12 protein-coding genes are annotated in these 20554 nt (G+C 40.9%); all 12 read left to right on the top strand.

Going from position 1 to position 20554, the window contains the following annotated elements; translation table 11 throughout:
• Positions 1-64: 64 nt before the first annotated feature.
• The 12 genes from BW961_RS00395 to BW961_RS00340 all read left to right on the top strand — a co-directional run bounded on the left by BW961_RS00395 (position 65) and on the right by BW961_RS00340 (position 20510).
• Positions 65-949 carry a LysR family transcriptional regulator gene (locus BW961_RS00395; RefSeq protein ID WP_068590289.1) on the top strand — a complete coding sequence of 295 codons (885 nt, stop codon included), beginning with the start codon at positions 65-67 and terminating at the stop codon, positions 947-949.
• Between the two features lie 24 nt (positions 950-973).
• The gene (locus BW961_RS00390; RefSeq protein WP_068590291.1) at positions 974-1534 is read left to right on the top strand and encodes a DUF1697 domain-containing protein; all 561 of its coding nucleotides are present in this window, start codon (positions 974-976) and stop codon (positions 1532-1534) included.
• A 116-nt stretch (positions 1535-1650) separates the two neighbouring features.
• On the top strand, positions 1651-2079 hold the full coding sequence (locus BW961_RS00385) for a PH domain-containing protein (RefSeq protein ID WP_068590294.1): 429 nt from the start codon (positions 1651-1653) through the stop codon (positions 2077-2079).
• Between the two features lie 36 nt (positions 2080-2115).
• Positions 2116-2823, top strand: a complete 708-nt coding sequence (locus BW961_RS00380) for a class I SAM-dependent methyltransferase (RefSeq protein WP_068590296.1) — start codon at positions 2116-2118, stop codon at positions 2821-2823.
• A 377-nt stretch (positions 2824-3200) separates the two neighbouring features.
• On the top strand, positions 3201-4187 hold the full coding sequence (locus BW961_RS00375; RefSeq protein WP_394327647.1) for a phosphodiester glycosidase family protein: 987 nt from the start codon (positions 3201-3203) through the stop codon (positions 4185-4187).
• 47 nt (positions 4188-4234) lie between these two features.
• Positions 4235-4792: a hypothetical protein gene (locus BW961_RS00370; protein ID WP_068590300.1), complete on the top strand. Its 558-nt coding sequence runs from the start codon at positions 4235-4237 to the stop codon at positions 4790-4792.
• Between the two features lie 70 nt (positions 4793-4862).
• Positions 4863-6644 (top strand): sensor histidine kinase, encoded by a 1782-nt coding sequence (locus BW961_RS00365; RefSeq protein WP_068590302.1) that lies wholly within the window; start codon positions 4863-4865, stop codon positions 6642-6644.
• Positions 6641-7990, top strand: a complete 1350-nt coding sequence (locus tag BW961_RS00360; protein ID WP_068590304.1) for an ABC transporter substrate-binding protein — start codon at positions 6641-6643, stop codon at positions 7988-7990. The genes BW961_RS00365 and BW961_RS00360 overlap by 4 nt, the downstream gene beginning before the upstream one ends.
• Before the next feature lie 387 nt (positions 7991-8377).
• Positions 8378-10033, top strand: coding sequence for a response regulator transcription factor (locus BW961_RS00355; RefSeq protein WP_326110746.1), 1656 nt, complete (start codon positions 8378-8380; stop codon positions 10031-10033).
• Positions 10034-10237: 204 nt separating this feature from the next.
• Entirely contained in the window at positions 10238-11248 is a 1011-nt protein-coding gene (locus BW961_RS00350) for an S-layer homology domain-containing protein (protein ID WP_068590308.1), read from the top strand.
• A 61-nt stretch (positions 11249-11309) separates the two neighbouring features.
• Positions 11310-15281 carry a glycosyl hydrolase family 95 catalytic domain-containing protein gene (locus tag BW961_RS00345; protein WP_169810341.1) on the top strand — a complete coding sequence of 1324 codons (3972 nt, stop codon included), beginning with the start codon at positions 11310-11312 and terminating at the stop codon, positions 15279-15281.
• Between the two features lie 60 nt (positions 15282-15341).
• Positions 15342-20510 (top strand): endo-alpha-N-acetylgalactosaminidase family protein, encoded by a 5169-nt coding sequence (locus BW961_RS00340; protein ID WP_068590312.1) that lies wholly within the window; start codon positions 15342-15344, stop codon positions 20508-20510.
• Positions 20511-20554 lie beyond the last annotated feature (44 nt).

The following is a 20554-nucleotide window of genomic DNA, read 5'->3' as shown; positions in this document are numbered from 1 at the left end:
TGTATAATTGAATTAATTGAACGTTCTATTCAAAATAATTGAACTAACTTTAAGAGGAGTAAAGATGGATCTTAAAACATTAAAAACGTTTCAGCTAATAGTGAAATACGGAAGTTTCAACCGAGCCGCTGAGGAAATGAATTATGCTCAATCCACCGTTACAATGCAAATTCAAAAGCTGGAATCCGATTTGGGTATTAAGCTTATCGAGCGTGGGAAAAAGATTACATTAACAGAAGCAGGAAGAATGTTTCATGAACAAAGTATACAAATTGTAAAGAATATGGAGCTATTACAAACGAATATGACGGATTTGCAGTTAGGTGAGGCAGGAAATATTCGAATTGGTGTGACGGAGCCTACTGCTAGTTATCGGTTACCTAGTATTTTGGAGAAGTTTATAACTCAATTCCCAAAAATCAGAGTATCTGTAGAGTTTGCAAATACACCTGTGTTGAGCGAGCGACTTCTCAAAGGGGAGATTGATTTTGCTCTTTGTTCTGAACCAGATCTCGGATCGGAGCTTTATTTTGAACCTCTATTTAAGGAAGCCTTTGTGCTGTTAATGCCCGAGAATCATCCTCTTACGGAGAAATCTGATATTACGTTGGATGATATTCGGAGAGTACGTCTGCTTATTACATCAGCAACCTGTCCATATCGAAGAAAACTTGAGATGGTATTGCAGGAATCAGGAAATATTGGTTCGGACACGATGGAGATTGGGAGCATGACGGCTTTGAAATACTATGTTGAAAGAGGATTAGGTATCGCTTTTGTGCCGGAAATTGTTTTGAACCCTGTTCCTTCTGGAACAATCGTTCGGACGATGAGTGACTGTCATATAGACATGACTTTTGGTATTCTATGTAAAACATCAGAATATCCGCTGAGTAGCGCTAGTTCAAAGTTATATGAATTTATTAAACAGGATCTAATTGAAAAATAGAAGAAAAGAAGAGGTTGGTGCCAAATGACTACATATATTGCGTTCTTGCGAGGGATTAACGTAGGCGGAAAGAATATGATTAAGAAGGCAGTGTTAAAGCAAATGTTCGAAATGATGGGGTTACAACGTGTTCAGACTTATATCCAAAGCGGAAATGTTTTGTTCCAATCCAATGCGTTGGAGGAACCCTTAATCAGACTAATCGAACATGAAATTGAAACGGTTTGTGGATTCTCGGTCAATGTGATGCTGAGAACATCTACGGAATTGGAGCGGATTATCGATCATTGCCCGTTCTCAGAAGATATTCTTGCTGAAGCAGAAGCAACATCTGTAGGCGAGAGTCTCTATGTCGCTATGTTGGTAGAAGTACCGGTTCAAGAAGATATTGATCGGCTGAGCGCATATAGCAGCATTAACGATGAATATTATGTTGTAGGGCGAGACGTCTATTTATTGTTCCGTAATAGTGTTCGGAATTCGAAGCTTGCGAATCATTTACATAAGCTTGGTGGACCCGTGACAGTTCGGAATTGGAAAACATTAAGTAAGCTAGTAGTAATGGCACGGTTGATGGAAGATTAATCGAGGGATGAATCATATTCGGTATTGCCAATTAATAGATTGTGCTATATTGTTAGAAATTAATTACACTAGATCTATTGTTCGTAATACGTAATACACATAAGAGGAGGAATTCTTTGAAATTTATTCCGAGGAGAGACCTTTGGTTATCGATTACGATGTGGTTCTGTATCATTGGCTTAGCTTTGGCAAGCATATCTCCACTTTTTAAGGTGGGAACTAATATCATTGGTGGGAGTATATTATTCCTATTCTGTATGGGGATGGCGGGCTTCATAGCTTGGATATGGTTGGGGGTAGTCTATAAGTTATTGGATACTGAATTGTTCATTCGGATGGGACCGTTAACCAACTCTATAACTTATGATAGCATTACTCATGTGAAGCCAGTTCGATCTTGGATATCAAATATGGCTATGGCGACCTCTAGTCGTAAAGTTGAAATTAAGTATGGTAGATATGATGTTGTGCAAGTCTCTCCCCTTGATCAAGAAACCTTCATAAGGGAGTTAAGGATTCGCTGTCCACATGTACACATAGAATAAAGTTGAACTTAATTATACATGAAGAGGTGTGTTTAGATGAGTAGAGCTGAGCAGAGGACTAAGTTAGAGATAGAAAGAATTGTTTTTATAGGGAGAAGTTATAAGGAATATCTAGACATGTTTTCGCTATCAGAGGACGAGTTGAAAGGGAAGAAAATACTGGATTGTCCAGCAGGAGCATGTTCTTTTACAGCAATAGGTAACAAATTAGGATTGGATATCACAGCATGTGATATTGCTTATTATCACGCTCAGGAAGACTTAGTAAATAAAGGACTACAAGACATAGTACATACAATGGAACACATGGAGAACGTAAAAGAAAAGTATATTTGGGATTATTTCAAGGATATAAACAGTCTCAGGGAACATCGTCAAAGTGCTTTGAATGATTGTGCTAATGATATGAGAGAATCTAGTGAGCGGTACATTCCAGTGACGTTACCTATGTTACCGTTCAAAGATGGAGAATTCGATATTCTTCTGTCTGCCCATTTCCTATTTACATATGCTGAACGCTTAGACTATGAATTTCATATAACAACGTTGAATGAATTGTTGAGGGTGTCTAAAGAAGAAATTCGTATTTTTCCTTTAGTGGACCTGGAAGGCAAACGTTATGAACATCTAGATAGAATAGTGAAATATCTAGAAGATATGAGATGTACCGTTGAAGAAATTAACGCATCTTATGAGTTTCAGGCAAACGCAAACGCTATGTTAAGAATAATCAAAGGGAGATAGGAGGGGCAAGGGCGATAATGCTTAGACCCTCACAAATATTGAATGAGCGCATGTCGGATATGAGAAAGAAAAGTATGCATTCGGGTCACAGTTCAGGACAACGTGTTATGTTGTCCTTTTTTTTGCATTTATGAAGATACACATAATAGTTAAAATATTGAAACTTTGTATCTCATATTATCGTCTACTATAAAAGATATTACATAATTTTCTAGATGATAGTTGGAAGACAAGACAGGGAGGCAAAGAAAGAAGTGGAACCTACATCATTACCACGGCGTTCAACAGTACGCCAACAGAAGAAAATCAAGAAGAGGAAAAAAAGGTCGTTCTTTTATATATTGACCATGGTGTTTCTTGGCGTATTTGTGTTGCTCATGGCTGCCGGTAGTTGGGTGTATTTTGCGCCTTCAGCCCGAAATCTACGCTATCTGATTGCAGATACATTTATAACTACCCAGCACCGTTCCTTGGCTAAATATATTATCGGCGAAAATGAATTGAAGACACGGGTAACGGAATATAATACCCGGTTTGAGCAAATGGGAGATGAGATTGATACGCATGACATTCAGCCTGTCGCCGAAGAGAAGGAAAAGCCACTTGTAGAAATTGAGAATATATCAGGTAGCGGTTATACCGGATACGTCATGATTGTCAATGATCCAACGAAAGTCCGCCTAGGTATCCCGAGTAAAGTAGGTACCGGGGAAAAGGTCTCTGATATGGTTAAGCGTACAGGTGCAATTGCGGGAGTCAATGGGGGTGGATTCGCGGATCCGAACGGGAAAGGAAACGGATTCAAGCCGATTGGTGTCGTTATTTCGCAAGGACAACTATATTATAATGGCAGCGGGGGGAAGAAGAGCACACAGATCGTAGGTCTAGATAGACTTGGGAAAATGATTGCTGGTAATTACACGCTTAAAGAACTGACAGATCTTGGTGTTCAGGAGGCGGTTACGTTCCAACCACGTATGATAGTCAACGGGAAGGGACTTATTAAGAACGCAGGCGAAGGTTGGGGAGTTGCTCCAAGAACAGCTATGGGCCAGCGCGCAGATGGGGCGATATTATTTGTTGTCATTGATGGAAGACAGGTGGGAAGTGTGGGAGCTAACTTGTATGATGTGCAACAAATCTTACTTGAACACGGCGCTGTGATTGGAGCTAATTTGGATGGAGGTTCCTCTACCGTGTTAGTCAAGGATAATGAAATTGTGAATAGTCCGTCTTCTCAATACGGTGAGCGCTATCTACCTACAGCATTTCTGGTCTTTGAACATCCTGAGCAAGTCGATCTACCAAACATTTGGAAGGGACTTGATTCGAAGGATATTGATGCAGGGAAGAAGCGGAAGTAAGTATTTCTTTTATCATAAATGAGGTTGACTAGTAAGGAGGTTTGTAATTGTTTAAAAAAATGGCAGGATTGTATATAATCATCGTTCTGTTGGGCTTACAGATCGGTTGTAGCACAGGACTAAAGGGGGATGGGAACCAGTCTACGGTTACGCAAATAGAAACGGTTGAGGCGGCTAATCAAAGTAAGAAGAGTATTCCTTATAAACAACTGATATATTCGAAGAATTCTTCTAGGTTTGCTTGGGAGTCCAGTAACGCGGAAAACCTACCAAAAGAAATAACAGATAAATATGAAGAGTATAAGAATTCAGTACCTGGCGGATTTATAGTTAAAGAAACACCAATAGCTTATTTCATATGTGTAAGTATTGGACAAAAGGGATCTGTAACAGAAGGATTTAAGATTAAATCACTAAGATTACCGGATGTATATACAGAGAACAATCCAACGTTAACAATCGAGGTAATTCCAGTGAGTAATGAAAATAATTCAGATAAGAAAATGAAAGGGCAGGTCTTCGTAAGATCGCTTATTAGTGTGTCTAAGGAAGATTTGCCAGATGGTATCGAGATTAATTCATTCAGCATGAGTTTAGAAGACTGATGAAAAGGTACTGCATCCAAGTAGGAGACATGATGACTATCGACCCATTCCTTCAAATCAAGGAGCCATAATGCATAAAAAATTGCGTATGTCCACGATATTAAGATCGTTTATTATTTTAGTTGTCATCGTACCCGTTATTTTGATCTGCACGTTCATATTAAATATATATGAACGAGATATTCTCCAGCAAAACACGGGACGTTCCTTACAGACCTCACAAGCGGTTGCTTATTCTGTCAGTCAGGAAATCAATCGGATGGAAGGGGTATTCGCTTCTATCGGTGTGGATCAGGATGTGAAATTAACGATATTTGATATACATAATAAGATTGGTATAGAGAGACAAATAGCCAATAATAAGTTGAAAGTTTTGATAGAAAAGTACACCGCGGCGGTCTCCGGACGAGTTCTTTCAGTCAACTTCTTATTTGATAACGGAGTAACATACTCATATTTGAAAAATTTAGAGAATGAACAGACCATGATTCGTCAACAAGAATGGTACAGTGAAACCCTTAGAACACCTGATATCACGAAATTTCTGGGGATGATACCTAATGCGGTTTACGGTAATTATAGTCCATATATGATGGCGACTGCCTTCTCTCCTAGTGATACCAATCAAAAGTATAAATTAGAAATGATTCTGTTTACGTTTGAAAGCGGTGCTTTCGATCCGATCCTGCAATCTCGTGATAATTCGGAATCTGTGCTACAGATTGTAAGTGAGAAAGGTGAAATTATCGCATCAAATACAATTACGAATAGAGGCAGTTTGATCCCGGATAAATTGCGTGCAGAAATTGGACGAGATGATAAAGGCTCTTTCATTGACGATACAGACGGTAACAAGGAATTGATTACCTATGCTAAAGTGATAAATACAAGTTGGTATATCGTACAAATTATTCCATACTCAGATTTAATGGAAAATTACAGAAATGTTAATTCAATTGTATGGATACTTGCGATTTTGATCATTGTGTCTTTTGTACTCGTTTCCTTTTACTTTATTTCGTTTGTGACTAAACCGATCCGAGAATTGGTTCGTATTACCGAGGGAGACTTAAAGGATAGGTATACGATTTCAGGAAGTTTGGAAGTGGTAAGCTTAGGCCAATCTTTTAATCTGATGACTGATCAGGTTCAGGAGCTAATAGATCAACACAAGAAACAAGAGGTGGAGAAACGAAAGGCGGAGTTTGCTGCGCTCCAGTCTCAAATTAATCCTCATTTTTTGATCAACACTTTAAATACCATTAAGTACATGGCGTTAATCAGCAAAGCAGATAATATCCGTAATATGACGCATGCTCTAACTAATTTATTGGCCTCTTCATTTAATAGGGGAGGACTACTAACGACAATAGATGAGGAAGCCGAACACTTAAAACATTACCTCTATATTATGGAGATACGTTTCGGTAGACCTATTCAGATGGAGTGGGATATCGATAGAGCGCTTTCCAATCATTATTTGTTGAAGTTATTGATACAACCTATTCTGGAGAATAGTATTATTCATGGATTGAAAGAAGTGAATTATCCAGGGCGAATAGATATTACCATTAAAGCTGAAGAAGATTTGATCATTACTATTGCAGATAATGGAGCGGGTATGTCAGAAGATGCGATGACTCAGATGGATGATAGAACACCTATATATAAATTTAGTGGAATGGGAAATAGGAACGTGCATAGACGGATACAGCTGCACTATGGCGAACGTTACGGATTGGAGTACGAGCCCAATCATCCTCAAGGGACAACGGTTAGGATACGATTGCCTTTGATTATTGAACCGGATGATGAGGAACTGGCTGATAAGACGAGGGAGACATCTATATGAAAATGAGAATAGGGACAGGAACAGCCTTACTCGTTACCTTGATTTTCATAGGTTTTCTTGCCGTTTACATCGTATTAAGTAGATTAGAAATGATAAATAAAGACTATTCATTAAGCACTCAAATGCTGCAATCGGAACAAGGACCTAATCATAATCAACCAGTGAAAATTAAATTTGGGATGTGGGAAACGAAGACAGATGTAGAATTTTGGACTAGGAAAGTAAGAGAATATTCCGTAATTAAACCGAATGTAACAGTTCAAGTCGAAACGATTCCAGATAACAGCGGGCAATATCTGAAGGTACGTTTGGCGGTAAGTGATTTGCCAGATGTGTTCTATTTGAAGGCAGCGGATTTGCCCATTTATAAAAACTCTCTTCAGCCACTTGATCATTTGAATGCGACCAGCAGAAATAAGTACCCTGCAGAGTTGGATGGTGAGATACTTGGGTTGCCGCTTGTTTCTTTCACTGAATACGTCTTTTATCATCCCAGTGTTTTTCAGGAGGTCGGCGTTGAGGTGCCTCAGACCATTTCCGAGTTTATGAGTGTGCTTGAAAAAATCAAATTGCATGGAAAATATATACCTATCGCGATAGGTGGTAAAGAAGACTGGACATTTTATCCTTTCATTGAATTTGGTCCCCCTATGTTAAAGGGAGATGAGAATTACTTAGCAAACATCTCAAATATGAAGGAACCATTCGGTAAAGGTTCAGCATTCGAAAAAGCCGCGTATATGCTCAAAAGGATCGCGGATAATCAACTTGCCGGATCTAATGCTCTTGGAATCGGTTTTGATCAGGCGACGCAATTGTTCCAATCTAACCAAGCGGCAATGATCGCAATGGGGCAATGGTATTATTCGGATCATATGACTAAAGTAGGTGATGATAAGGATTTAGATGCATTCCCCTTGCCATGGAGAACTTCCAGAGAAGAACGATTACAAGCTATTACAATACCCGATCAGTATATTGCCATTAATAAGAATTCCCAAAACACGGAAGAAGCGACAGCTTTCCTCGAATGGGTGTTTAGCACCTCTGTTTATCAGACGTATATTCTTAATTCACAGAATTCGTCAACTCTAACGGATGTAGCCTCTAGTCCCGCGTTCTTTAATAAAGTTAACAGGAAACATCCCTTCGAATCTTTTATGTATGATGGCATATCTCAGAAATTCGCGATCATAAAAAATGCTGCTCATTACGATGAGAAAAAAATGGCACAAGAAATTTTTGCTGGTGCGTCCGTAGATGATATTCAGAAAAGAATGAATGAAGATTGGAGCAAAGCGCTACAATCCATTGATGTTCATAATCCAACATTTTTTGACAACTAGTACAAACATAACGACCGAATCCCACTATTCACCTTGATTATATGAAGTCCTTTGGGTTCTTGACCTCTAACGAATTTGTCTGAGGATTACGACCAAAGGGCTTCTTAAATGTATCCTCCTCGAGCACAAGATTTACATCCTCTATTTGTGTTTATAATCACTAAAATGACAAGTATTTACACAGAGTCGAAATGCAATCGAATTTCCGTACATAAAAATCGAAAAAGGTCGGTTGTATGTATTCGAAAAAAACGCCTTTTTGTCGGATATTCTATATCCCGAATTTAGTTAATTAATGAGTGTGAAGACATATTGTATAAGTAAAAAAGGTGTGCTAGTATTCGTAACAAATCTGATATTAAATGGCATGAAATATAATTAGCTGATATTGAAGGGGGAGTAAATACGAAATTCCAAGCACTCATCGTTGATGATGAACCCTTAGCCAGATTAGCACTTCGGGAGTATATTCTATTAACTTCAACAGACATTGAAGTTGTGGGTGAAGCTAGTAATGGGGAAGATGCAATATCCTTTCTTCAAGAACATCAGGATATTGATATCATACTAGCAGATATTCAAATGCCGCGAATGAATGGGGTGGAACTTCTCACAGCTATTCGTAAAATATCGTTTTCCCGAGAGCCACTGATCATTATGCTTAGCGCATATAATGATTACGCTTATGTAAGAGACTCATTTGTTCTGGGTGCATTCGATTATATGCTTAAAGCGAAATTAGACGAAGCTTATATTGCGCCAGTGTTGCAAAAGACGGTAGAGGAATTGAATAGGCGACAAAGAGACTCAGCTTCCGTCCCTCCGCAGAATGAAGACGAAGCTGTCTGTTCTATGCTGCATCGGCTAGCAGTGTCAAATAGCTCGGATTTCACAGATTATGAAAAAAATGAAAATTTGAAGCAAGGTTTGAATATCGTACGGAAACATGTGGGGGAGAAGAATCAAGAATTAGTTCTAATCAGACTCTCGCAGACTATTCAATTCGAGCACACCCACCGTATCATTTCACAGACTATTTTGACAGTGTTGAATAAGGACAAGCATGTGAGGAACTGCTTTGTTTGTCGTCACGATGACCGCCATTACATCTTGTTTTTCACGTTTCCCGAGCAACGCAGTATGATGGCTATTCGAAGTCTGACCCATTCGATATTGACAGATATTAAAATTAGGATCCGACAGTTCCTGAATTTGAATTTATCAATCGGAATTAGTGATGTCGCAAATGGTTTCATGCAATGGAATCGTCTGTTCCTACAAGCTGAAAGGCTGTCTGCTCTCAGCTACTATAATGGATACGACTATTTGTTTTATCCTGAAGCAGAACGACCTACTATTATGCAAACAGAAGATTGGAAGGAAGATTGGACTCTATTCAAGTCGGAACTGCTACATGCACTAAAAGAAGATAACAAAACACTTTGGAAACAACGGATGCAGCAGGGTTTCGAGCTACTTGTCGAGAGTTTCCCTTCTTCACCTGATCGGATCAGGTCCGCTTTGAGTGATCTAATCTGGAAGGCAGGATCGTTGATTTACCAGAAAGGTAAGTCATCTGAAAAGCTTCACGAAAGATTTCCTTATCCTGTTGAATATGTGCGCCAGCTGGAGACGTTGGATGAGACAATCCAGTGGATAGAGCAGTTTTTAAACATGTTGCATGAAGAATTACATCAGGAAATTGAAAGCGCAACCATCTCGCTTAGCCCTGTTGTTGCTAAAGCAAAGGCAATACTGGAACAATGTTATTATGAGGAGATTCATTTATCGAATATAAGTGAGATTGTTGGTGTTAGCGAAAGTTATCTAAGTAAGCAATTTGCTAAAGAAATCGGAATGAATTTCATCCCATTTTTGACGAATTTAAGGATTAATAAAGCAAAGGAAGGACTGGAGAATGGTTTGAAAATTTATGACGTGGCGGAGAAAGTGGGGTATGTTAACACAGAGCATTTCAGCCGGATATTCAAAAAAGTGACGGGGGTCAGTCCGTTAGCCTATCGAAAAGCGTATGAAAGATAAATGTGCTTGTAGCGAAAAATTATTAAAATTTATATCAAAAATGATCATTGTTACTTCAAAAAAGATCATGTGTATCCTCTTCGATTGTTTGTATCATAAAGGAATGAGTTACTAAGGGAGGCTAGGTTTTATGGGCGAACCTTTAATTTTACCTAAGTCGTTGTTACAAATCGCAGTTGTAAAATTAGAAGGGATGGATAATAAATGAAACGTAAAATGATGATGAGCACATTGATTTGTATGCTTTGTACCATGGTATGGATAACAACAACCAATGCGGAAACGGTATCGGATTTTGCTATGAATACGTCGGATATAGAATCAGTGAATGGGCAATTCACCATTACATTAAATGGGAAAAATATTAAGGATTTATATGCATATGAAGCTAAATTTAACTTTGACCCCAACGTATTGGAGGTAGTTAAAGCAGAAACAACAATAAAAGGTTTTTCTGTATCTCCAGTAATCAAGGGTAACGTGGTTACCATTGCACACACCAAGATTGGGAATGTGGATGGACAAAAGGGAAATATGGATATTACAAAGATTACTTTTAAAGCGAAAAAAGCGGGGTCCTCTGCAGTGAAATGGACATCGTTCAGAATATTAGATCACAATTTGAAAGATCAGAGTTTTACTCTGGATAAATCTGCAACATTCACAAAAATTTTCAGTGATATTGTTGGTCATTGGGCGAAAGCAAATATTATGGAGATGGTGTCTAAAGACGTCGTGCAAGGTGTGGATAGCGATCACTTTGCTCCAAATAAAAATATCACTCGTGCAGAATTTGCTGCTTTGATATCCCGAGCATTAAAACTTAAGGAGGGCACTAATCAACCTTTCGCCGATGTAAAGTCCGGTGTTTGGTATGAAAAGACTGTGAAGAGTGCCTATGCTGCAGGTATCATTACTGGGATTTCCAGTAAAGAATTCTCTCCGAACAAGAGTATTACACGGGAGGAAATGACAACTATGCTGATGCGAGCGAAATCATACGCTTCAGGAACAAAGGTGGAAACGCTTCCAAATGTTTCGTTGAAGAAATTTAATGACGAAGGCAAGATTAGTGAATGGGCAAAAGGTTCTGTAGGCTTCGCCATCTCTTCGGGTTTGATGGAGGGTAGATCAGAAAGTGTGTTCGCTCCTAAGGAGCATGCGACTAGAGCGGAATCGGCTATTGTAATTAAGAGATTACTATCAGGGTCCTAATATTCACATTAGCATGGAAGAGAGATGATAGGTAGTGATAATGATCATTAGGAAGAAGGTATTGTCGTTAGTAGCACTTCTTGTATTCATTCAGATCCTAGGGGTAAATGGTACTGGTCAAGTAATTGCCGCAGAAAATGTGGAAGTAGCTTATACGCAGAACTTCGAAGATGATCAAGTAGGTGGATGGAGGGCGGATACCGGTACTGTCGGTATTAGTGTCGATAATAAAGCGCTTAAGCTCGTAGCGCAGCCGCCCTCACAGATCGTTGATGCTAATTCACCGGCGTATGCACATGGTGAGTTGGAGATGAAGGTCAAGGTGGCAAGTGGTACTGGAAGATTCGGCGTCTTATTCAGATATGTAGATTCAAATAATTATGCTGGTGTGATCTATGATTCTGGTAATTGGCTATGGTATGCCAAGAAACTTGGGGCTGAACAATATTCATCGATTGCGACTAGCCCAGTCCTTGTAAACGGACAAATGTATGCGATCAAAATAGAGTACATCGATAAAGTGATTAAGGTATCAGTGGATGGCACGCAAATCTATACCGGTGAGGTTGGTGCATTGCCTGTGGATGCCGGTAAGATCGGTATCCGTACTTGGAATAATACACAGACGCTAGTCATAGATGATGTGAAGTTGACTAAGCGTACTTCAAAGACCGTCCAAGTTACATATTCAGGTACAGTGATGGCCCCAGATCACAAATTATCGTTATGGTACAACAGACCAGCGACCGATTGGGAGACACAGGCTTTACCTATTGGTAACGGTTACATGGGAGGTATGGTGTTCGGGGGAGTAGAGCGCGAGCATATTCAATTCAATGAGAAGACGCTTTGGAGTGGGGGACCTGGTCCAAGCAAGCCTAACTATCAAGGTGGGAATCGAAATGATGCGGCTGATTACTTGGCGGACATCAGACAAAAGTTAGCTGAAGGTAATGTGAGCGGAGCGCATTCATTGGCAGACTCCAAGCTAACTGGTCTTGAAGCAGGCTTCGGAAACTATCAAAACTTCGGCGATCTATATTTAGATTTCCAAGTTCCGCAGGAGATGAATGTCTCTGATTATCGTCGAGAGTTGGATTTAGAGGACGGAATGGCTCGTGTTTCTTATACATCTGAAGGCGTAAAGTATACACGTGAATATTTTGCAAGCTATCCTGATAAAGTCATGGTGATGCGTTTAACTAGTAGTGAGCCTAACCTAAACTTCGATGCCAGGATCGTGGGCTCTCAGACAGGTTCTGTAGTGAAGGCGGTTGGCGATTCACTACTCTTGACTGGCAAAGTACCGGATAATCAAATGGGATTTGAATCACAATTAAAAGTACGAAATACAGGTGGTAGCCTTAAGCCAAATGGCGATCGAATTACGATCGCTGGTGCTTCGGAAGTGACTCTTCTCTTATCGGCGGCAACCGAATATGTGAATAGTTATCCGACGTATAGAGGAGCCAATCCTCATCAAATAGTAAGCAATAATATAGCTGCAGCCACTGTGAAATCCTACGAAACGCTTCATTCAGCCCATTTATCTGACTATAAATCCCTGTTTAATCGGGTTAGACTTGATCTGAACGATACGAAATCAACCGTTCCGACGAATCAACTTTTAGAAAATTACGATGCAACAAGAGACCGTAATCTAGAAAATTTGTTTTTCCAATATGGTCGATATCTGCTTATATCCTCATCACGCGAAGGCTCTCTACCAGCAAATTTGCAAGGGATTTGGAATAATTCTAATACGCCTCCTTGGAGCTCAGACTATCATTTTAACATTAATATTCAGATGAACTATTGGCCATCGGAGGTCACGAACTTAGCTGAAACCGATATTGCACTTATTGATTATGTAGATTCATTACGAGAGCCTGGGCGTATTACGGCGCAAAAGCATAATGGAATTACAGGTGCTGGCTGGGCGGTTAATACGATGAATAATCCGTTTGGATTTACGGCACCAGGTTGGAACTACGACTGGGGCTGGGCTCCGACGGCGAATGCCTTCATTTCGCAACAACTATGGGAGCATTATGAGTTCAATGGAGATAAACAATATTTGCGAAATAAAATTTACCCGGTCATTAAGGAAGCAGCGGAGTTCTGGTCTAAGTTCCTGATTAAAGATAAGGATGGAACTCTAGTATCTTCTCCATCCTATTCGCCAGAGCAAGGAACGATTGCGATTGGGGCATCATTCGATCAACAGCTGATCTATGAGTTGTTTACTAACGTTATTGACGCTTCTCAAGTGCTGGGTGTCGATGAAGCTTTCAGAGATGAACTAATACAGAAGCGAAGCCAACTCTCGCCTCCCAAAGTAGGAAGTTGGGGCCAACTTCAGGAATGGAAAGAGGATATTGACGATCCGAACAATACCCATCGCCATGTTTCTCAATTAGTAGGGCTGTACCCAGGTAAACAAATTAATACGACTACAGAAGATTTATTCGAAGCGGCGAAAGTTACCTTAGAGCATCGCGGCGATGATGGAACAGGCTGGAGTAAGGCTAACAAAATCAATCTATGGGCGCGTTTGTTAGATGGGGATCATGCTCATACGATTTTGGCAGGTCAACTGAAAGGCAGTACACTCAGCAATCTATTCGATACGCACCCTCCATTCCAAATCGATGGGAACTTTGGTGCAACGTCAGGAATGGCGGAGATGCTGCTACAAAGTCATATGGATAATATTAATATGCTTCCTGCACTTCCTACTGCATGGAAGGATGGCAAGGTAGAAGGATTGAAGGCAAGAGGCGCTTTCGAAGTCGATATGGAGTGGCAATCAATGAATCTGAAAGAAGCGAAGATTACATCTCTTAAGGGTAATCTAGCAGTGGTCGAAAACCATGTATTTAGTCAAACGAAATCCATTAAAGTCGTAAATGCAGATAATCAAAATCTGGTCAAATTTACACGGAATGGTAATGTAATTACTTTTCCAACCGTAGCGGGTAAAGCTTATACAATTAGTGTGGAAAAGGTGAAAGCCCCTGCGATTCCGATCAAGGTAGATGACCGTGATCCAGCTGTTATTTATAGCGGTGCATGGTCGAATTATAACGATGCCGGTGATTATAAGGGCACAGAGAAGTACAGCAATTCAGCGGGCGCTGCTGCAGAATTTAGTTTTACAGGCACCTCCATCAAGCTGATCAGCATGAAGCAAAAAAACATGGGCTTTATCGACGTTTACTTAGATGGGGTACTCGTTCAAGCAGATATTGACAGCTATGCTCCAAGCACGATAAAGCAGCAGGTGTTGTATAGCAAAGAGGGGCTCATCAGCGGACCACACACGATTAAAGTGGTCGTTAAAGGCACGAAGAATCCAGCGGCGATCGATACAATCGGAGCAATTGATGCCTTTGAATATGTGGATGATCCATCGATTGATCCTCCTGTGGAAGAATCGCCTGCAGCGACTCTAAGCGTTCCGGATTCTGCTCTTGCAGGTACTGAATTCACCGTGCAATACAAATTGAGTGGTTTGACTAAGGGGATCTATGCGCAGGATATTCAGCTTAACTACGACTCTGCAGTGCTGGAATACAAATCTGCTGATTCACTTAGAGAAGGTGTAAAGATTATCGAGACTTCTCTAGATGAGATAGGGAAGCTTCGGTTTATCGTGGCGAGCCAGGGTTCAGACATGGAGATCATCGGTGATGCTGATGTGCTTGAACTCACCTTTGCAGCGAAAGACCTAAAGCAGGAGGCTGAGGGTACGATTGCGATATCCAGTGTAAGTCTCGGTGATAGCGAAGGAATTGAACAGCAGTTGAAGCCTTCTTCTGAAAGTATTCAAGTTACACCACCGACAGGAACTAACGGTGATATTAATGGTGATGGAAAAGTTAGTGTCGGGGATTTAGCGATGATCGCAGTGCACTATGGTAAGACGTTATCAAGTCCGGATTGGCAACAAGCTAAGAAATCGGATGTTGACGGTAATGGGGTCATAGATCTGATGGATCTGGTTGCAGTTGCTAAAAAAATTATAGAGTAGAACCATTATATATCCAATTGTTGAACTAATATTCTAATTGAAAGTAAGGTGCATACAAGCATGAAGAAAAGCTTTAAGTCGCTTAGCATTCTATTAACGATGATACTAGGATTGCAATTGTGCATACCACCGGCAGATATATTCGCTGCTGAGCAAGGTGGTGTTTACTTCAAGGATTACAATGATGGCATCGTTAGTGGTTGGACTACAGGCAAAGGAACAGCAGCTACTTTCACTGCGGATAACGGCGCCGTCAAGGCAGTTACTACAGGTGCTGTTATTCTTTTCGATCAAGAATCTCCACAATTTGCGAATGGTGACTATGAAGTAAAGTTGAAGTTTAATGAAGCACCAACACGGTTTGGACTCGTATATCGTTATGTCGATAGCAATAATTACAATGTTATCCAATATGACCTGAATAGCTGGGGCTGGGACTCATTGAAGAATGGAGCTGAGACATACGGTAATATTGCTTCGACAGGCAGTCCAACATTTGTAGCGGGTCAACAGTACACTTTCAAGCTTCATTATGAGAAAGATACCGTACAGCTGTCGATTGACGGTAACAGTATCCTTACAGCAAGTTTACCAAGCGTGCCGACTAATGCTGGTAAGATAGGACTTCGCAGTTGGTTCGCTAATAAAAATTTCACGATCGATGATCTTAAAGTAACGGAAGTAAAAACGACTACAGTTACGCCTAAGCCAATTACAATCACGGATACACTGGTTTCGGATCAATTGATCGTTGAAATTGACAAGGAATTCCCACGCGTGAAGAAATATAGCTGGAACAGCACGGGTGCAGAAATAAACGGTCAGTTAAACGGCATTAATGAATTGAAAATCAATGGCAAATCATATTACCCATCTGCAACTACTTTTGTGAAAACCGCAGCAACCGCATCTAAAGGAGCAACTGCGGCTTATACACTGCAGCTTCCAGAGATTAATGTAAATCTAGGTGTAGAGTTGCAATTAAAGGCAAACATCCTTCATTTCAACATCGTAAGTATTCAAGAAAATGGAACAGAGAAAGTGAAAACGATTGAGTTCCCGAATCATGACCTAGTATCGGTTCTTGCCAATGAGCCTAAGGCCCAAGAGACTGCCGCTATGGTAACGGGTGCTTGGAACACCATTAGCGAGGAATATACCGATATCAAAGCAGCTGCAACAGCAGATCTTAGTGGTGGTAGAACGTATGCATTTCTTAATAATGATAAATTAGCAGCGACTATGATCACTAACGTTGTGAATGCGAGCGATAAGGTACGTGTGAAAGTATCCACAGATACGTCAATTAATGCGAAGAAGGCTACGCTCTCAAGCGGAAGTTGGACGTATCGTGGTAGCACTGTGCTAGATCCTGAACCATTGCCGTCGGCGGAAGTTATTATAACGCCAGATGCTAATAATGACAGCGTCGTAGATTGGCAAGATGGTGCAATCATGTATCGCCAAAACGCTGAGGCACCTTATGGAAGCGAAATGATTCGCGACAATATATCGTATATCAGCATGAATATTGGATCAACGACATCATCACCTTTCCTTCGTGCGTTTGATAATGCGAAGAAAATATCGAATCTAACCGATGGTTTCGGACAGATTGTATTGTACAAAGGGTATCAAGCCGAAGGTCATGATGATTCACATCCGGATTACGGTGGTCATATCGGGATTCGTCAGGGAGGAATTGAAGATTTCAACTACGTTCTAAGTGAAGGTAAAAAGTATAACATTCGCGGTGGTGTTCATATTAATGCCACGGAATATATGCTGGACGCTTATGAAACCAAAATGGAAAACATGAATCAACCGTTGTCCAAAGGATGGGGTTGGCTCGATCAAGCCTTCTATGTAAATCAGACAAAAGATGTAGAATCAGGAGAGCTCAAACGTCGTCTTGATATGCTGAAGGCTGATACGGGAGATAATTTATCTTTTGTATACGTAGATGTTTACAGTGGTGCTGACTACAATGCGAAGAAACTTGCAGATTATGTTAATGGAAATGGGTGGATGTTAGGTACGGAATTTGCAGGTCCATTACATGAGCAAGCAGCTTGGGTGCATTGGGGAACAGATCCAGGCTATCCTAACCAAGGTAACAGTAGTCAAATCATACGATTCCTTCGTAACGATGTGGTTGACGGATTCCTAAGTACACCGCTGTTGAAAGGAAATAAACAAGTCGGAGTTGGCTATTGGCAAAGTAGTTCACTTTTCTCAAGTTACAAAGAAACGACAGCGGCATTCTTTAATCAGAACTTGCCAACGAAATATATGCAGCATTTCCCTATTATTAAAATGACAAATGATCGCGTCGATTTCGAGAATAACGTGGTCGTACAACGTGGTAAAGACGGTAAAATTCATCTGAGCAAAGATAATAAAGAAATTGCGATCATGACAGACAGCAGTGAAATCAGCAATAGTACTGTCTTTATTCCATGGATTCCTGAGACAGAAGATAAAATTTATCATTGGAATCCTACCGGTGGTTCAACAACTTGGTCACTTCCAAATTCTTGGTCCGCTGTACAAACAGCGCAGCTTTATAAGTTAACGGATCTTGGGCGCGTGTATGTAGGTAGCGTCCCAATATCTAACGGTCAAGTAACGATTACAGCGGAAAAAGGCATCGGTTATGCCCTCTACAAAACAACAGCACCAGATGCAGAGGCAATGGTATGGGGCGATGGTAGCCCAGTTAAAGATAACGGCTTTGATAGCAAAAGCTTTGATGTGTGGAAGAAATCGTCGACTGAGAATTCTACCAACCATATTGAAATTGTGAAAAATAACAACGCGGATGATGTGCTTCAAGTTAAAGGACCAAGTGATGCAACGATTCAACAGGTTGTTACTGGACTTGAGCCTGGTAAGACATATTCTGCTTCCGTATGGGTGAACGTGGAAGGAGAACGTAAAGTTGAGATTGGCGTGAAGCAAGGTAGTGATGAGGTTGTTAACTACTTAGAAGATACAAAGCTTCCTTACTTATCACAGCAACACAAATATTTCAATACGAGCTACCAGCGGGTCAAAGTATCTTTCGATGCTGTTAGCAGTACAGCTACCCTGTATTTGAAAGTAGCTGAAGGTACTTCAACGGTAAGGCTTGATGATGTAAGAGTATGGGAGAATCCGACAAAGACAGATGCTGGAGATTCTGTATTCTATGAAGACTTTGAGAATGTAGATGAGGGATGGGGACCGTTTGTTTATTCGAAAACAGGCCCAGTTCGAACTCACCTCGTTGAAAAAGGCGGCAATCAGATTCAAACCTATGTATTAGATGGCAAGTGGTCCCTTAAAACGAATGAGGAGGGTACTGGCGAATGGTTAAGAACATTGCCGCAAACGCTTCGGTTGAAGCAGGATAACCTCTATCATCTGACCATGAAGTACAATTCTGATGAACAGGATATGTACACTGCAGCTATACGTGTTAATGAGAACGGCGTTGTGCGTGAATTGGCTTCTCAGAAACTAAGCAACGGAGTAAACACCTTGGATCTACCATTCTCAACAGAAGGGGCGAAGGATGCCTATCTGGCGATTATTAAGAATTCAGTCAATAATGCAAAAGAATTAACTGGTACGCTAGTAATCGACGATATTCGTGTAGATGATGAAGGTCCGATTGTTCCTACCGAAGGAGTTCTCGTAAAGAGTGTGACATTCACACAGCAATCACTAGATTTGAATATGGGTCAATCCACGCAGATCAAAGCTCTAGTTGGACCTGCGAATGCATTTGATCGTTCATTAGAATGGCGTTCTGACCATCCTGAGATCGTATCCGTGGATCAGACGGGTAAAGTAACCGTGCACAAGACGGGTTCAGCTATCATTACGGCTACGACGAAAGATGGAAGTAAATTAAGCGCTACAGTTACGATAAATGTTTATGGACAGAATACACTCATTCCACAATCCCAAATGACAGTCACAGCATCAACCTATCAGCCGGGTGATGATCCTTCAAATGCGATTGATGGTGATCCAACTACGATATGGCATACGAAATGGAGCCCTGCTCATTTACCTGAGTCCATTACACTGAAACTTGGAGGTAATTATTCGGTAAATCAATTGGATTATAAGCCAAGAGCAGGCGCTACGAATGGCACAATTACCAAGTACAACTTGTATGCGAGCACAGATGGCGTAAATTTCTCATTGGTAACGAGCGGTTCCTGGGCTCAAGATGATAAGGTCAAAACGACCCGATTTGCAGCAACAACAGCTTCGTATATCAGATTGGAAGCGACAGCGGGTGTAGGTAATTTTGCGTCAGCAGCGGAGATCAATGTGTTTGAAGAGGTAGTTGATGCAGAAACAACGGCAGTAACGGGCGTTGAGCTAGATAAAGCGATCGTTACGCTTAAGGAAGGCGAAACAACGGAGCTTACTGCGACAATTCTACCTGGGAATGCTACCAACAAAAATGTAACATGGTCCAGCAGCAATGAAGCGATTGCTTCGGTAGTCACGGAGAATGGGCGTGTTATCGTGATGGGATTGACGGCCGGTACAACGGATATCACTGTAACGACAGTGGATGGTGGCTTCGTTGCGACTAGCAGAATTTCCGTAGAAAAGGCAGATAGTGAATTGCATCCAACTACGAAATTATTTGCTCCTAGCAGTGTGGCAAGTGAAGCTGAATTCGAAGTGAAGCTAGGATTACACAATATTACGCAGAAAATCTATGCGCAAGATATTGAACTCGAATATAGCTCGGATGTTATGGAGTTCATTGGTGCTAACTCTTTGATTCCAGGAGTGAAAATCGTCGAGACGGTGAGCAGTCCAGTAGGTAAGCTTCGTTTCCTCGTAGTCAGTGAAGGTGAAGCAAACGCGGTAACAGGCAATGCGGATGTCCTTGCTCTGACCTTCAAGGCGAAGAAAGTCACGGGTTCGGTTGTAGGTACGATATCGGTAACTAAAGCGGACATTGCTAATGGTCAAGGGGAAGAATCAAAAGCGGCTGTTTCCACCATTGAGATGGAGATCGCTACTACACCGGTCATCTCTGGTGATATTAACAACGATGGTAAAGTAAGTATCGGCGATCTTGCGATTATCGCAGCGCATTATGGTAAAACGGCATCAAGTCCGGATTGGCAACAAGTTAAGAAAGCGGATGTTAATGGCGATGGCGAGATTGGTCTAGATGATCTAGTCATTGTGGCTAAGAAAATAGTTGAATAAGAATCCCTAACAAGACTAGGCATCTCATGTACTTCAATCACATG

It is taken from the genome of Paenibacillus macquariensis, assembly GCF_900156375.1.
Taxonomy (GTDB): Bacteria; Bacillota; Bacilli; order Paenibacillales; family Paenibacillaceae; genus Paenibacillus_AQ; species Paenibacillus_AQ macquariensis.
Note: the sequence above shows the minus strand (reverse complement) of the source record. Positions and strands in the feature narration are given on the sequence as shown.

Bases quoted from the DNA above. Each gene is read 5' to 3' on its own strand.
- BW961_RS00395 (WP_068590289.1), top strand. From the start codon at position 65: ATGGATCTTAAAACATTAAAAACGTTTCAGCTAATAGTGAAATACGGA.
- BW961_RS00390 (WP_068590291.1), top strand. From the start codon at position 974: ATGACTACATATATTGCGTTCTTGCGAGGGATTAACGTAGGCGGAAAG.
- BW961_RS00380 (WP_068590296.1), top strand. From the start codon at position 2,116: ATGAGTAGAGCTGAGCAGAGGACTAAGTTAGAGATAGAAAGAATTGTT.
- BW961_RS00375 (WP_394327647.1), top strand. From the start codon at position 3,201: ATGGCTGCCGGTAGTTGGGTGTATTTTGCGCCTTCAGCCCGAAATCTA.
- BW961_RS00365 (WP_068590302.1), top strand. From the start codon at position 4,863: ATGCATAAAAAATTGCGTATGTCCACGATATTAAGATCGTTTATTATT.
- BW961_RS00360 (WP_068590304.1), top strand. From the start codon at position 6,641: ATGAAAATGAGAATAGGGACAGGAACAGCCTTACTCGTTACCTTGATT.
- BW961_RS00350 (WP_068590308.1), top strand. From the start codon at position 10,238: ATGAAACGTAAAATGATGATGAGCACATTGATTTGTATGCTTTGTACC.
- BW961_RS00340 (WP_068590312.1), top strand. From the start codon at position 15,342: ATGAAGAAAAGCTTTAAGTCGCTTAGCATTCTATTAACGATGATACTA.